Origin of the sequence: Ensifer sp. 2TAB8 (assembly GCF_052115125.1) — a bacterium.
GTDB lineage: Bacteria > Pseudomonadota > Alphaproteobacteria > Rhizobiales > Rhizobiaceae > Ensifer.
In genome coordinates, this window is sequence record NZ_JBFRGB010000032.1 from 1 (window position 1) to 15,063 (window position 15,063).

13 protein-coding genes are annotated in these 15,063 nt (G+C 63.2%); 5 read left to right on the top strand and 8 right to left on the bottom strand.

Annotated elements, in window-relative coordinates:
- Nucleotides 1-225 precede the first annotated feature (225 nt).
- From mmsB to AB4Z53_RS31230, 4 genes are all read right to left on the bottom strand, one after another.
- The gene (mmsB, locus tag AB4Z53_RS31215) at nucleotides 226-1,122 is read right to left on the bottom strand and encodes a 3-hydroxyisobutyrate dehydrogenase (protein WP_223729590.1); all 897 of its coding nucleotides are present in this window, start codon (nucleotides 1,120-1,122) and stop codon (nucleotides 226-228) included.
- 59 nt (nucleotides 1,123-1,181) lie between these two features.
- Nucleotides 1,182-2,240, bottom strand: a complete 1,059-nt coding sequence (locus AB4Z53_RS31220) for an enoyl-CoA hydratase/isomerase family protein (RefSeq protein ID WP_441599227.1) — start codon at nucleotides 2,238-2,240, stop codon at nucleotides 1,182-1,184.
- 23 nt (nucleotides 2,241-2,263) lie between these two features.
- Nucleotides 2,264-3,406, bottom strand: coding sequence for an isobutyryl-CoA dehydrogenase (locus tag AB4Z53_RS31225; protein WP_441599228.1), 1,143 nt, complete (start codon nucleotides 3,404-3,406; stop codon nucleotides 2,264-2,266).
- A 194-nt stretch (nucleotides 3,407-3,600) separates the two neighbouring features.
- Nucleotides 3,601-5,019, bottom strand: a complete 1,419-nt coding sequence (locus AB4Z53_RS31230; RefSeq protein WP_441599229.1) for a helix-turn-helix domain-containing protein — start codon at nucleotides 5,017-5,019, stop codon at nucleotides 3,601-3,603.
- A 159-nt stretch (nucleotides 5,020-5,178) separates the two neighbouring features.
- On the opposite strand from AB4Z53_RS31230, the gene AB4Z53_RS31235 reads away from it, so the two are divergent.
- The 5 genes from AB4Z53_RS31235 to AB4Z53_RS31255 all read left to right on the top strand — a co-directional run bounded on the left by AB4Z53_RS31235 (nucleotide 5,179) and on the right by AB4Z53_RS31255 (nucleotide 12,681).
- Nucleotides 5,179-6,711, top strand: a complete 1,533-nt coding sequence (locus AB4Z53_RS31235) for an acyl-CoA carboxylase subunit beta (protein WP_441599230.1) — start codon at nucleotides 5,179-5,181, stop codon at nucleotides 6,709-6,711.
- An 11-nt stretch (nucleotides 6,712-6,722) separates the two neighbouring features.
- Nucleotides 6,723-7,013 (top strand): hypothetical protein, encoded by a 291-nt coding sequence (locus tag AB4Z53_RS31240; protein ID WP_223729595.1) that lies wholly within the window; start codon nucleotides 6,723-6,725, stop codon nucleotides 7,011-7,013.
- A gap of 32 nt (nucleotides 7,014-7,045) precedes the next feature.
- Complete coding sequence (locus AB4Z53_RS31245) at nucleotides 7,046-9,049, top strand: acetyl-CoA carboxylase biotin carboxylase subunit (RefSeq protein ID WP_113538738.1); 2,004 nt, start codon at nucleotides 7,046-7,048, stop codon at nucleotides 9,047-9,049.
- A gap of 150 nt (nucleotides 9,050-9,199) precedes the next feature.
- Nucleotides 9,200-11,338, top strand: coding sequence for a methylmalonyl-CoA mutase (scpA, locus tag AB4Z53_RS31250; protein ID WP_441599231.1), 2,139 nt, complete (start codon nucleotides 9,200-9,202; stop codon nucleotides 11,336-11,338).
- A gap of 20 nt (nucleotides 11,339-11,358) precedes the next feature.
- Nucleotides 11,359-12,681, top strand: a complete 1,323-nt coding sequence (locus tag AB4Z53_RS31255; RefSeq protein ID WP_441599232.1) for a hypothetical protein — start codon at nucleotides 11,359-11,361, stop codon at nucleotides 12,679-12,681.
- Here AB4Z53_RS31255 and AB4Z53_RS31260 read toward each other — a convergent pair.
- From AB4Z53_RS31260 to AB4Z53_RS31275, 4 genes are all read right to left on the bottom strand, one after another.
- Nucleotides 12,662-13,201, bottom strand: coding sequence for a hypothetical protein (locus AB4Z53_RS31260; RefSeq protein ID WP_441599233.1), 540 nt, complete (start codon nucleotides 13,199-13,201; stop codon nucleotides 12,662-12,664). The two genes, AB4Z53_RS31255 and AB4Z53_RS31260, sit on opposite strands and share 20 nt — an antisense overlap.
- Nucleotides 13,202-13,213: 12 nt before the next feature.
- Nucleotides 13,214-13,807 carry a hypothetical protein gene (locus tag AB4Z53_RS31265; RefSeq protein WP_441599234.1) on the bottom strand — a complete coding sequence of 198 codons (594 nt, stop codon included), beginning with the start codon at nucleotides 13,805-13,807 and terminating at the stop codon, nucleotides 13,214-13,216.
- Nucleotides 13,804-14,358 (bottom strand): hypothetical protein, encoded by a 555-nt coding sequence (locus AB4Z53_RS31270; RefSeq protein ID WP_441599235.1) that lies wholly within the window; start codon nucleotides 14,356-14,358, stop codon nucleotides 13,804-13,806. The genes AB4Z53_RS31265 and AB4Z53_RS31270 overlap by 4 nt, the downstream gene beginning before the upstream one ends.
- 161 nt (nucleotides 14,359-14,519) lie before the next feature.
- Entirely contained in the window at nucleotides 14,520-14,972 is a 453-nt protein-coding gene (locus AB4Z53_RS31275) for a hypothetical protein (RefSeq protein ID WP_162768807.1), read from the bottom strand.
- Between the last annotated feature and the right edge of the window lie 91 nt (nucleotides 14,973-15,063).

Below are 15,063 nucleotides of genomic sequence, written 5' to 3' on the forward strand. Positions count from 1 at the left end.
GCCAATCCAGGAAACTCTAGAGCGARGGTCGTCGTCGCCAGCAGCGCCGCCGCCCTCGTCAGTGATCGGGCTTATAGACCTGCCCCCACCGAGACGTCAACAACGATCTTCAAAAAAACTTCAAAATTCGACAAGATATTGAAATTAAAAGGTAATCTTTATCCACAGGCGTGAACCGCAGATTTTCGCCCGGTTGACCGGGCGAAAATCCGACGGCGCGGGGGATCAGCCGGCCTTTGCCTCGTCGTTGCCGCGCAGGAGCTGGATCAGGGCAGAAAAGTCTTCGCCACCGTGACCGAGCTTCTCGAACATCGAATAGAGCTGCGCGGCCTGCGCGCCCATCGGCGTCGTTGCACCGGCTGCACTTGCTGCCTGCTGCGACAGCTTCAGGTCCTTCAGCATCAGGCTTGCGGCAAAGCCCGGCTTATAGTCGTTGTTGGCGGGCGAGGTCGGCACCGGACCCGGTACCGGGCAATAGGTCGTCAGAGACCAGCATTGTCCGGACGACGTCGAAGCCACGTCGAACAACGCCTGGTGCGACAGACCCAGGCGTTCCGCCAGCACAAAGGCTTCGCAGACACCGGCCATGGAAATGCCGAGGATCATGTTGTTGCAGATCTTCGCCGCCTGGCCTGCACCGGTTCCGCCGCAATGGACGATCTTCTTGCCCATGGCATCGAGCAGAGGCTTGCCGCGGGCGAAGGCCTCGTCGCTACCGCCGACCATGAAAGTCAGCGTGCCGGCCGCAGCACCACCGGTTCCACCGGAGACAGGGGCATCGAGCGAGGGGCAGCCGATCTTTTCGGAGAGCGCATGCGCCTTGCGGGCGCTGTCGACGTCGATCGTCGAGCTGTCGATCAGCAGCGTGCCCGGGTCGACGAAACCGAGAAGCTCGTCCCAGACGTAGAGAACATGGGCACCGGCGGGCAGCATGGTGATCACGCATTCGGCTCCGCGCACCGCCTGCGCAATCGAGCCGGCGACGGAGACCCCGGTCTTTGCCGCCGCGTTGCGGGAGGCTTCCGACAGGTCGAAGCCGCTGACCGCATGGCCCGCCTTGACCAGATTGGCGGCCATCGGCCCGCCCATATTGCCGAGCCCGATAAAGGCGATCTTCGTCATGTCATTCCTCCTCGCATAGAAACTCGGCCTGGCCGAAAAATCGCGCCCATCCTCCGGCGCTAGAACAGTGGCGGGTGATCCTTCCCGGCGAAACGCGCGAGCATGGCAGGCGTGACGTCGGCCAGCCCGACGCTCCATTTCGGATTGCGGTCCTTGTCGATCACCGCGGCCCGCACGCCCTCGTAAAAGTCGGGATTGCCGAGCATGCCGAGCGTCGCCGAATATTCCCGTTCCAGGCAGTCGTTCAGCGACGCGCTGCGACGGCCGGCGCGCAGGAGATCGAGCGTCAGCTTCATGCTGAGTGCCGAACGCGAGTTCAGCAGCGCCAGCGTTTCCCTGGCGAAATCGGAACCGTCAGCCTCGAGTGCCGCCAGAATCTCTTCAACCGTATCGAAGGCAAAGCATCGGTCGATCAGCGTAAGGTGGCCCTGAAGCGACGTTGCCGGCGCTTCCGACGCGTGCCTTGCAATCACCGCGTCGATATCGGCGCCATTTGCGGCCGACGGCTGCGCTGCAAGTTCGGCGATGAGTGCTTCCAGCTTGTGCGAACCAACGAAACGATCTGCGAGCCGCGCACGGATCGCGTCGGCCGCCACGATATCCCGGCCGGTGAGACCCAGATAGGTACCGAACTCGCCGGGCGCCTTCGGCAGCAGCCAGGTCGCGCCGACATCCGGGAAGTAGCCGATCCCGGTCTCGGGCATTGCAAGCCGGGTGCGTTCGGTCACGATGCGGTGGCTGCCATGAGCGGAAATCCCGACGCCGCCGCCCATGACGATGCCGTCCATGATGGCGATATAGGGCTTGCGGTAGCTGGCAATGCGGCTGTTGACGACGAACTCCTCGCGCCAGAACCGAGCGCCCTCTTCCGGGCGCTCGCGGCCGCTTTCATAGATCATGCGGATATCGCCGCCGGCGCAGAGCCCGCGTTCGCCCTCGCCCGTGACAACCACGGCCGCAACCTGCGGATCGTTCTCGAATTCGGTCAGCGCCGCTGCGATCAGCCGGATCATCGGGACGTTGAGGCTGTTGAGCGCACGCATACGGTTCAGCCGGATCCTGCCGATCGCCCCCTGGCGCTCGACGATCACTTCCGGTGCTGGCGTCTGCATTTCCATGAGCGATCTTTCCCGTTTCTGGCCTATTTCCGGCCGATAAGCGAACGCGCCACGATGAGACGCATGATTTCGTTGGTGCCCTCGAGGATCTGGTGCACCCGAAGGTCCCGGACAATCTTCTCGACGCCATAGTCGGCGAGATAGCCGTAGCCGCCGTGGAGCTGCAGCGCGTCGTTGGCGACGGCAAAGCAGCGGTCGGTGACGAAGCGCTTGGCCATGGCGCAGAGTTTCGTCGCCTCCGCGTCACCGGCATCGAGCGCCGAAGCGGCGCGCCACAGGAAGGTCCTGGCGATTTCGAGATCGGTCGCCATGTCGGCGAGACGGAACTGCAGCGCCTGGAATTCGCCGATCGCCTTGCCGAAGGCGCGACGCTCCTGGACGTAGGCGAGCGCCTTTTCGAAGGCGGACTGCGCACCGCCAAGCGAGGCAGCGGCGATGTTCAAGCGACCGCCGTCAAGCCCGCCCATGGCGATCTTGAAGCCGTCGCCTTCGCCGCCGAGCCGGTTTTCCGCGGGCACCCGCACGCCGTCGAGCATGACCGCCCGGGTCGGCTGCACGTGCCAGCCCATCTTCTTCTCGTTGGCGCCGAAGGTAAGCCCCGGCGCGTCCTTCTCGACGATGAAGGTCGAGATACCCTTGGGGCCGTCCTCGCCGGTTCGCGCCATGATCACGTAGAGGCCGGATTCGCCGGCGCCGGAAATGAACTGCTTCTGGCCCGTCAGGACATAGCTGTCGCCATCCCTGACCGCCTTGGTCTTCAGGGCCGCGGCATCCGAACCGGAACCGGGCTCGGTCAGGCAGTAGCTCGCGAGCACGTCCATCGTCAGAAGCTTGGGCAACAGCCGCTGGCGCTGCTCGTCGGTGCCATAGCGATCGATCATGCCGGCGCACATGTTGTGGATCGACATGAAGGAGGCGACGGCCGGGCAGCCGGTCGCCAAGGCTTCGATGATGATCGCGGCATCGAGCCGGGTCAGGCCCGTGCCGCCGACATCGTCACGGACATAGATGCCGGCCATGCCGAGTGCTGCGGCACCGCGCAGCGTTTCGACCGGAAAATGCTTCTGCTGATCCCAGTCGATCGCGTGAGGGGCGATCTCGTCGCGGGCGAAATCGAGCGCCATCTGACGAATGGCCTCCTGCTCCTCCGACAGGCGAAAATCCATATGCATGTCCTCCCTGACCGCATACCGGCTGCAGGCTTCCAGGCTTGCAGCAACTCAGAGCGCTGCAGCGACCTTTGCGCATCTCGGAAGATGCGCGGCGCTACAGACAATTGAGGCCTAGTTACACCAAACTTCGAACAGGCCCATATGCAACTTCTCACAGGCTCTGTTCAAAAATGAACAGACGGCTCCAATCAACTCTCACTTAGACGATACGGCAGAGCGCCGCGTAAGTCATGGTCCACAATCAGGCGACGCTTCAATGGCGGTACGGCGCGGCTGGCGCATTTCGTCCGTTCGCAGATACGGCAGGAAATGCCGATTGGGTCGAAGGCGGCGCGGTTGCCGAGGTCCATGTCGTCGGCATAGACGAAGGCATCGGCGTAGGAGACCTCGCAGCCGAGCGCCAGCGCATAACGCGGCTGCGCGGCACGGAAACCGCCGCCACCCTTGGTGATCTGGGTGGCGAGACAGAGGTAGCGAACTCCGTCCGGCGTCTCAGCCAGCTGACGGATGATGCGGCCCGGCGTCTCGAAGGCCTGATGCACGTTCCAGAGCGGACAAGCGGCACCGAAGCGAGCGAATTGCAGCTTCGCAGCACTGTGGCGCTTGGTGATATTGCCGGCGCGATCGATGCGGGCAAAGAAGATCGGAATGCCCTTCTGCCCCGGCCGCTGCAGGGTCGAAAGGCGGTGGCAGACCTGTTCCAGTGACGCGCCGAAACGGGCGGCGAGCAGCTCGATATCGTGCCTCAGGTCGCGGGCGGCCTTTAGAAACGCCTGGTAGGGCAGGATCAGCGCGCCGGCGAAATAGTTCTGCAGCCCAATGCGACAGATCTCATAGGCCTCTTCGGTGCGGAAGCCGGCGCTGCCGGCCACCCGGTCGATCTCTTCGCGGGCATGGAGCTGGGCGATCTGCAGGGCGATCTGAAAGTCGCGCGTCGCCGCCGGAGCGTATGGGTTGAGCGTCAGGATACGGGCACGCGGATCGAAGCGACGGATCGCCTCGTCGCCGGCGGCACCGCGCACGACGCGGACGCCATGGCGCTGCTCCAGATAGACTGCCAGCGCTGCGTGGTTGTCGCCCTCGCCGAGCCCGAGTTCGCCGGCAAGCCGCTCTGCGAGCATATCGATCTCGTGGATGTAGTTATCGACGAAATGGAAGAAGTCGCGCACTTCCTCATAGGGAGTGGTTTCGACGAAGGGGCCGCCTCGGCCGATCGTGTCGTCGATGCTTGCAAGCTGTTCGCTGTTGCGGCGATAGGCCTGGTGGCAGGTGATCAGCGCGTGCGCCAGCCCCGGTGCGTTCTGAGCAACGAGCTTCAGTTCCTGCAGGCTGGCCGAATAGGTCTCGAACAGGGGGTCGCTGAGCGCTTCCGAGAGCGCCGAAAGCAGGCGATCGCCCTCTCCAGTCGAAAGCTCCGCGATATCGATCTGGAACTTCTCGGCGAGCGCCAGAAGCACCGCGGCCGAAACCGGCCGCTGGTTGTTCTCGATCTGGTTGAGATAGCTGGTGGAAATACCGATGCGTTCGGCGAACTGGCCCTGGGTTGCCTTGTTCGCCTCCCGCAATTCCCTGACCTTGCGGCCTATGTAGAGCTTGCCGATAGCCATGTTTGCAACTTTGCAATTTACGTTTCACAAATTTCTCTATTTCACATTTGCACATGAAGGGACGTTTTTCCATCCAACCTTCGACGCTATTGCGAAGGTCGAAGCGCCTCTGCACAATCGTTGAGAAAGCCGGGCATCAAAAAAAATCGGGAGGGCACCATGCGCGCCATACTAGAACAGGTCGAGGCCCGCCGGGCTGAAGCAAGAGCCGGCGGCGGCCAGCGGCGGATCGACGCCCAGCACGGCAAAGGCAAGCTGACGGCGCGCGAACGCATCGAGGTGCTGCTCGATGAGGGCTCCTTCGAAGAATACGACATGTATGTCACGCACCGCTGCGTCGACTTCGGCATGGAAGGCCAGAAGGTCGCGGGCGACGGCGTCGTCACCGGCTGGGGCACGATCAACGGCCGCCAGGTCTATGTCTTCAGCCAAGACTTTACGGTTCTCGGCGGTTCGCTTTCGGAAACGCATGCGCAGAAGATCTGCAAGATCATGGATATGGCGGTTCGCAACGGCGCACCGGTCATCGGCCTCAACGACTCGGGCGGCGCGCGCATCCAGGAAGGCGTGGCGTCCCTTGCCGGCTATGCCGAGGTCTTCCGCCGCAATGCCGAAGCCTCGGGCGTCATCCCGCAGATCTCCGTGATCATGGGGCCCTGCGCCGGCGGCGCCGTCTATTCGCCTGCCATGACCGACTTCATCTTCATGGTGCGTGACTCGTCCTACATGTTCGTGACCGGGCCCGACGTCGTAAAGACCGTGACCAACGAGATCGTCACGGCCGAAGAACTCGGCGGTGCGGGCACGCACACGAAAAAGTCCTCCGTCGCTGACGCGGCCTATGAGAACGATATCGAAACGCTTGAGCATGTGCGCCTGCTCTTCGATTTCCTGCCGCTCAACAACCGAGAGAAGCCGCCGGTCCGTCCCTTCCACGACGACCCGGCGCGGCTCGAAATGCGTTTGGACAGCCTGATCCCCGATAGCGCCACCAAGCCCTATGACATGAAGGAACTGATTCTGACGCTCGCCGACGAGGGCGACTTCTTCGAGCTGCAACAGAGCTTTGCCCGCAACATCATCACCGGCTTCATCCGCATGGAAGGTCAGACGGTCGGCGTCGTCGCCAATCAGCCGATGGTGCTCGCCGGCTGCCTCGATATCGACAGTTCGCGCAAGGCTGCGCGTTTCGTGCGCTTCTGCGATGCCTTCTCGATCCCGATCCTGACGCTGGTCGACGTGCCCGGCTTCCTGCCCGGCACCGCGCAGGAGTATGGCGGCGTCATCAAGCACGGTGCCAAGCTGCTCTTTGCCTATAGCCAGGCGACCGTGCCGATGGTGACGCTGATCACCCGCAAGGCCTATGGGGGCGCCTACGACGTCATGGCCTCCAAGCACATCGGCGCCGACGTCAACTATGCCTGGCCGACCGCCGAGATCGCCGTCATGGGCGCCAAAGGCGCGACCGAAATCCTCTATCGCTCCGAACTCGGCGACGCCGAGAAGATCGCGGCGCGCACGAAGGAGTATGAGGAGCGCTTCGCCAACCCGTTCGTGGCGGCCGAGCGTGGCTTCATCGACGAGGTGATCATGCCGCATTCATCGCGTCGCCGCATCGCCCGTGCCTTTGCATCGCTGCGCAACAAGCAGGTCGATGTTCGCTGGCGCAAGCACGACACGATCCCGCTCTGATGGAGGCGACGATGGAACGGGAGCCGGAGCGCGTGATGACGCCGGAAGAGGCCCGACGCGATCACTGGCAGATGCTGCGCTACATGACCGTCAACGCACTGATCGGCGTTACGATCGGGGCAATCACGGCCGGCGTTCTGATCTGGCTCAACATCGGCGCGGTCGGGACCCATATCATCCGCTCCACGAGCCCGGTGCTTGCCACCCTCATGGTCGTCGTGCCCTTCGCGCTGCTCTTTGGCGGCGCGGCTGCGGCATCGTCGATCGCGCTTCTGCCCTATCGCCGCAAGTTCAAACGCTGACGCCGCCCCCAAGGATTTGAGAAAGAAACACGATGTTCAAGAAAATCCTCATCGCCAACCGTGGTGAAATCGCCTGCCGCGTCATCAAGACCGCGAAGAAGCTCGGCATCGCAACGGTCGCCGTTTATTCCGACGCCGACCGCGACGCGATGCATGTGCGCATGGCGGATGAGGCCGTGCATATCGGCCCGTCGCCGTCGGCGCAGTCCTATATCGTTATCGACAAGATCATCGACGCGATCCGCAAGACCGGCGCCGATGCCGTTCATCCGGGTTACGGTTTCCTCTCGGAAAACGCCGCCTTTGCGCAAGCGCTGGAAAAGGAAGGTGTCGCCTTCATCGGCCCGCCGGTTGGAGCGATCCAGGCGATGGGCGACAAGATCACCTCGAAGAAGCTGGCGGCTGCAGCGGGTGTCTCCACGGTTCCCGGTCACATGGGCCTGATCGAGGATGCCGACGAAGCGGTGCGGATCGCCGGTTCGATCGGCTATCCCGTGATGATCAAGGCGTCGGCCGGTGGCGGCGGCAAGGGCATGCGCATCGCCTGGAACGACCAGGAGGCACGCGAAGGCTTCCAGTCGTCGAAGAACGAGGCAAAGAACGCCTTTGGCGACGACCGCATCTTCATCGAAAAGTTCGTGACCGAGCCACGCCATATCGAGATCCAGGTGCTCGGCGACAAACACGGCAGCACGCTCTATCTCGGCGAGCGCGAGTGCTCGATCCAGCGCCGCAACCAGAAGGTCATCGAGGAGGCGCCGTCACCCTTCCTCGACGCCGAGACCCGCAAGGCCATGGGCGAACAGGCGGTCGCACTCGCCAAGGCGGTCGGCTACCATTCGGCCGGCACAGTGGAATTCATCGTCGACGGCAAGCGCAACTTCTACTTCCTCGAAATGAATACCCGCCTGCAGGTGGAGCATCCGGTAACCGAACTCATCACCGGGCTCGATCTCGTGGAGCAGATGATCCGGGTTGCCGCCGGCGAAAAACTCGCTTTTGGCCAGGCCGACGTGATGCTCAACGGCTGGGCGATCGAAAGCCGGCTCTATGCCGAAGATCCCTATCGCAACTTCCTGCCGTCGATCGGCCGGCTGACGCGCTATCGTCCCCCGGTCGAGGGCACAAGCGACAACGGAACGGTGACGCGCAACGATACCGGCGTTTTCGAGGGCGGCGAGATCTCGATGTTCTACGACCCGATGATCGCCAAGCTCTGCACCTGGGCACCGGATCGGCAGACGGCGGTCGAGGCCATGGCCGACGCGCTCGATCAGTTCGAGGTCGAAGGTATCGGCCACAACCTGCCCTTCCTTTCAGCGGTCATGCAGCAGCAGCGCTTCCGCGAAGGCCGACTGACGACCGCCTATATCGCCGAGGAATTTGCCGACGGCTTCCACGGCGTCGCGGCCGACGCGCAGTCGCTTCGCAAGATCGCGGCCGTCGCCGTCTCGATCAACCAGGTGCTGCAGGAGCGCGCCAGCCAGATTTCCGGCACGATCGGCAATCACCGCCGCGTCGTCGGCCATGACTGGGTGGTCAGCCTCGGCGATCACAACTTTGCGGTCACCGCGGGCGCGTCTGCTGATGGTGCCTATGTCCGATTTGCCGACGGCGGCTTGGTCACTATCGCCGGCGACTGGGCTCCTGGCCGCACCCTTGCCACCTTCAACATCGACAATGAACCCTTGAGCGTCAAAGTCGATCTGGTCGGAACCGCCATCCGGCTCCGCTGGCGCGGCATCGACGCCATAGCCCACGTCAGAAGCCCGCGCGTTGCGGAACTGGCGCGGCTGATGCCGAAGAAGCTGCCGCCGGACACCTCGCGCATGCTGCTCTGCCCGATGCCGGGCGTCATCACCTCGGTCTCGGCCAAGGTTGGAGACACCGTCGAAGCCGGCCAGGCGCTCGCAGTGGTCGAGGCGATGAAGATGGAGAACATCCTGCGCGCCGAGAAGCGCGCCGTGGTCAAGCGTGTGGCGGTCGCCGCCGGCGCCAGTCTCGCGGTCGACGAACTGATCATGGAATTCGAGTGACAGTCATAGCCGCCCTCATTCCTGTGCTTGTCACGGGAATCCAGCAGCGTCGCGTCTGCGATGCGAAGAATTCACTCTTTCACGCGAAGGACTTCGCGTGACTGGATCCCTGTGACAAGGAAGGCGCCCTTTTCGGGCAAGGAGCTAACGATGAGCCAAAAGACCATCAAGGACTGGGAAACGCTCGCCGAGCGCGAACTCAAGGCGGCGCCGGAAAGCCTTAGCTGGCAGACGCCCGAAGGCATCGCTGTAAAGCCGCTCTATACGGCCGATGACCTTGATGGCATCGATCATCTCGCGTCACTACCGGGCTTCGAGCCTTTCGTGCGTGGTCCGCGCGCGACCATGTATGCCGGCCGCCCCTGGACGATCCGCCAATATGCCGGTTTCTCTACGGCAGAAGCCTCGAACGCCTTCTACCGGAAGAACCTCGCGGCCGGGCAGAAGGGTCTGTCAGTCGCATTCGATCTCGCGACCCACCGCGGCTATGACAGCGACCATCCGCGCGTCGAAGGCGATGTCGGCAAGGCGGGGGTTGCGATCGACTCGGTCGAGGACATGAAGATCCTGTTCGACGGCATTCCGCTCCAGGAGATGTCGGTCTCGATGACCATGAACGGCGCGGTCATCCCGATCCTCGCTTCGTTCATCGTTGCGGGTGAAGAACAGGGCGTTTCGCGCGACAAGCTCTCGGGGACCATCCAGAACGACATCCTCAAGGAGTTCATGGTCCGCAACACCTATATCTACCCGCCGGAACCGTCGATGCGCATCGTCGCCGACATCATCGAGTATACGGCCAAGGAGATGCCGAAGTTCAATTCGATCTCGATCTCCGGCTATCACATGCAGGAGGCCGGGGCGACGCTGGTGCAGGAGCTCGCTTTCACGCTTGCCGATGGACGCGAATATGTGCGCGCTGCCCTTGCCAAGGGGCTGAACGTCGATGAGTTCGCCGGCCGGCTTTCCTTCTTCTTCGCAATCGGCATGAACTTCTTCATGGAGGCGGCGAAGCTTCGGGCGGCACGCCTGCTCTGGACCCGGATCATGCAGGAGTTCGAGCCGAAGAAGCCGTCGTCGCTGATGCTGCGCACCCATTGCCAGACCTCCGGTGTTTCGCTGCAGGAGCAGGATCCCTACAACAACATCATCCGCACCGCCTTCGAGGCGATGTCGGCGGCCCTTGGCGGCACGCAATCGCTGCATACCAACTCCTTCGACGAGGCGATCGCGCTGCCGACGGAGTTTTCCGCGCGCATCGCCCGCAACACACAGCTGATCCTGCAGCACGAGACCGGCGTCACCAAGGTCGTCGATCCGCTGGCCGGTTCCTATTACGTCGAGAGCCTGACCAATGAACTCGCCGAAAGGGCCTGGGCGCTGATCGAGGAGGTCGAAGCGATGGGCGGCATGACCCGTGCGGTCAACGCCGGCCTGCCAAAGCGACTGATCGAGGAGGCAGCGACGCGCCGTCAGGCCGCCGTCGACAAGGGCGAGGAGATCATCGTCGGCGTCAACAAATACCGGCTCGACAACGAGGAGCCGATCGACATTCTGGAGATCGACAACAGCGCCGTGCGCGCCGCGCAGATCCGCCGGATCGAGGAGACCAAGCGTCGCCGCGACGGCACCAAGGTGCGGGAAACGCTGGACGCGCTCTCTGCGACGGCAAAGAGCGGCGAAGGCAATCTGCTTGCGGCGGCCGTGGAAGCCGCGCGCGCACGCGCCACCGTCGGCGAAATCTCGGACGCGATGCGCGGCGCATTCGGCGATCACGCGGCAACACCCAAGGTCGTCAGCAAGATCTATGGCAAGGCCTACGAGGGCGAGCCGGAGCTTGACGTTCTTTCCGGACGCCTCGACGAGGTCTCCGCAAAGCTCGGCCGCAAGCCGAAGATCATGGTCGCCAAGCTCGGCCAGGACGGCCACGACCGGGGCGCCAAGGTCATCGCGTCGGCCTTCGGCGATATCGGCTTCGACGTGCTCGCCGGCCCGCTGTTCCAGACACCGGAAGAAGCTGCCGACATGGCTCTTAAGAGCAAGGTCAACGTCATCGGCGTCTCCTCGCTTGCGGCCGGCCACAAGACGCTGATGCCGCAGCTGGCAGAAGCCTTGAAGAAGCGCGGCGGCGAGGATGTGATCGTCATCTGCGGCGGCGTCATCCCCCGTCAGGACTATGACTACCTGATGGACAATGGCGTGTCCGCCGTCTTCGGCCCGGGCACCAACGTGCTCGATGCCGCACGCGCGGTGCTCGACCTGATCGAGGGCAAGCGCCGCAACATCTGACGGGTCAGGGCGGCGGACGTTTGCCCCAGCGCCAACTCCGCACGGTTGTCGGCGTCGATCTACGCAACTATGTTGTGTTCATGACGTCGATTGCCGAAGTCTTCGGACCCTTTGCTCTGATGGGGCGCCTGCTCGCTCGCTTCTGGCCGCAGCTTCTCTTGATCGGGACCTGCGGCTACATCGCGCATGATCTCCTGCTGCGTGCGGCAGTCTTCATCGGCCTGCAGCATCCGCTTGGCGGTATGGTGACGCTCTCATTCGTTGTGCTGGCAAAGCTCGTCGTCATTGTTCTGATGTTCATGGCGCTTCGCCCCGGCTTGCCGGCGCTCGAAGCGCTCCGGCAGCAGCCGGCGGCAGCGCGCACCGCGAGCGCGGCACCAAAAGCCGACCGCCGGCTGATCGCCGTTACCGCCGCCGCCATCCTGCCGTTCTTTGCCTACTATGCCGCCTGGGGCTTCCTGGGCGATACGGTTCGCGAATATTCGCGCATGGCGCTCAATGCCGTTGCCTTGGGCGAGGCGGCCGACTTTTTCGACATATCGAGATCGCGGGGCGTACTCCTGTCGATCGCGCTGTGCTGGCTGGTGCGTTGGGGCGCAAAACGCATGAGCAAGCGCAGCGAGGCTCCCTTCTGGCGCCTGCTGGTGGTCGCCGCAGACGCAAGTTGGATCTTCATCGGTCTTTATGGCCTGTCTGTCTGGAAGGACCAGTTGATCAGCTGGCTCGGCGCCGGCAAGCTTCTCGGCATGAACGAACTCACCTTCACCGGCATTGCGCATGCTGCCGAGACCTTCGTACCGGTGGAACTGAGAAAGCCCGATTGGAATGCGCAGGCGGAGGGCCTGTTCTTCTACGCGCTTCTTCCGATCATCTGGCTGGTCATGGCGGCAATCATCAACGGCTACGAACTTTCGAGCCCGGCACCGCGCACGAAGCCGTCGTCGCCACGGCGACGCGGAGCCAGAACCTTTCGCAAATGGCTTGCCGATTTCCTCGACCACTTCATCAGCGATTACCGCTCCCGTTACAGCCCGATCTGGACCTGCTTGAAGCTGACGCTCGGTTCGGGGCTCGCGACCCTTCTGGCCTTCATCATCGCCTACCGCGCCATCGCCTGGATGGGCGCCTGGATTTGGTACGCGGCGACGCGAACGCTCGGCATGGGTGACCTGCAGAGTTGGCAGTTCGTCTTCGATGCTCTCGGCCTTCTCATCGGCAGTCCCAGCGACCTTGACGGCGGCATCGTGCTCGACGCCCTGCGCATCACCTTGCTGGCGGCGATGCTCGAACACGCAGTGTCCCGCCAGGCCGAGAAGAGCGAAATCAGCTACGCGTCCACTTGAAGATCAGCGTCTCGGCGCTGGCACCGGGAAACTCAATCCGCAGCGAAAGGTCACGTGCCTCCGCGGGAACGATGAAGCTCTCGGCCATGCGAACTGTGGCGCCGTCCTTGGCATCGCTGAAGGCCGTGCCACCGCAGCGCGGCCACTCGGCGACGTCCGGATACATCTTCCGGACGATCGGCTCTGTCAGGGAGACGGGTTCGAACCGGCGCCCTTTGTCGTCGATCAGCCGGACGAGGCAGGCTCCCTGCGAGAGCACGGCTCGATCGGTCGATGACGCCTCGAATTCGGCGAGAATGACGCGCGCGTCATCGGTGCGCGGAAGACGTCTCATGTCGAGGAGCTTCCACTGTCCACCGGCGAAGGCCTGCTTCACGCCACCCTCGACGACGATTTCCGCCTGGGCGGTGCTCAGCCATCGGCTTTCTCGAAGGCTCTCCCATGCGCGGACGACAAAGGCGAGCGGCAGCACAACCATCAGCGCCAGCAGGCAGGTCCAGAAGGTACGTTTCTCGCTCATGCCGGTCCCTCCTCAACGCGCAGCAAGTGTCCAGGGCGTGCCGCTGCTGCTGCGCGCAATGGTGACGGACGGCTTGATCTCCACTGGCTGCTTGTCTCCGAGCATTATCCAAAGCTCCTCCGCCAGCGGCATCACGCGGCTTCGAGAGACCAGTAGCGTGCCGTCGGCGACGGCCGCTTCGGGAAGCTCGAAGGCAAGAAGCACCGGCTTCGGCAGGCCCGGCTCCAGCCTTTCCGTCGACAGATAGCCGGGCACGGTCGAGAACCGCTGGCTAAGTTCATAACGCAGGCCATTGCCTGCAAGCCATTGTGCGGATGTCAGCGTCATGGTTTCCGTCTTGGCGACGGCCGCACCTTCGATGATCAACCAGACGCCGGAAGAGGAGTAGTCCTTGACGCGCCCGAAGCTCTCGACCTTGACCTGGCGCGCCAGGTGAACATTGGCCGCACCGAAGGCGAAGTCCTGGGTTTCCACCCGCTCGCCGGCTGCGCCGCGAATGGCGATCGGCGCGGTGATGTCGCCGTAGCCGGGCGTGCTGTTTCGCATCGCATAGAGCACGGCGATTGCAAGCCCACAAAGGAGCAGCGTGCGGAAAGCCGATCTCATTGCTCCGTCGTCTCCGCAGCTTGGCTGACCGCCAATTCAACGACCGCAGCCTCGCCGTCGTCGAACCAGTTTGGGGCGCCGTAGAGGTTATCACGTGGCTTGTAGATCTGTTTGCCGATGGACAGCGAAAGCTTGTCCGGCTCCGGACGATCCGTCGGCCACTCCCACACCGCGATCAGCTTCTCCGGCATGTTCGGGTTGACCTCGCTGGCGATCCATTTGTCCCTGGCGAGATAATAGACCGGCTTCGGCGACACGACTTCCTGCCCGTCCCTGATCGTAATCAGGTTCATGAAGGCATTGCTGGTGGCGACTGATCGGTTGTCGAGGTCGAGATCCACCATCAGGAATCGCTTTGGCTCGAATGGCTTGGTGCCGGTCGGCGGCACGGAGGCCATGGTGGCGTCGTTGATCGTCACCAGCCACCGGCCGGTATCGACCGCCTCACCCTTGGCAGCGCTTACGGCGCGCGCCGGATTGGCCGCATCATAGACTGCCGTCGCAAAGGAGACCGCAGCCGCCGCCATGCCGCCGATTCCGGTGACCAGCATGATCAAAAGGCGCTGCCTGATTTTCGATCGTGGCACGACCGGCATTTGTCCTCCRTCCGCCCTCGGATGTTGCAACCGGAAGATAGGGAGGTTCGCGCGGAAAATCAAAACACGCGTATCGGCGCGAGCGTGTTTGTCGGACCGTCTCAGTTCAACAGCATCTAGATCCGTTGCATCTCGATCGGCACCACCTGACGGCGCGGGTCGGTGTTAGGCGGCCCTTTTTCGAAAGTCGCGCGAATGGGCAAAGGCTCGCCGTTTGCTTGCGAGGCCACCATATGCATCTGCAACCGCTCGCCGCGGCGAACGAACTGGATACTGAAAGGCCTGCCGCCGTACACGCCGGAAACGGTCGGCATCCACCGCCCCTTGCCGACCGCAAGCTCCACGTCGGCGAACCCTTCAATCTTCACGACGGCCTGCCAGCCCGTGTTGCTCGTGACGGTCAGCAGGTCGCCGTGTCTGACGAAACCGATATAGCACTTGCTACAGTCGCCGGCCGTCGACGTCAGTTGTCGCCATTGCCCGGCAAAGGCATGGCCATCCGCCTGCGCGGCCACTGCAAGCGCGAGGAAYGTTAGGCCGGCCATGCCGACCCTGCAGAGAAACTTCACGCCTCAACTCCCTGATCGTCGCCAACCGTCTTTGAGACCGTCATAGGGCACTGCTCGTACATGCACTGATTGCACGATACATCGACAGCAA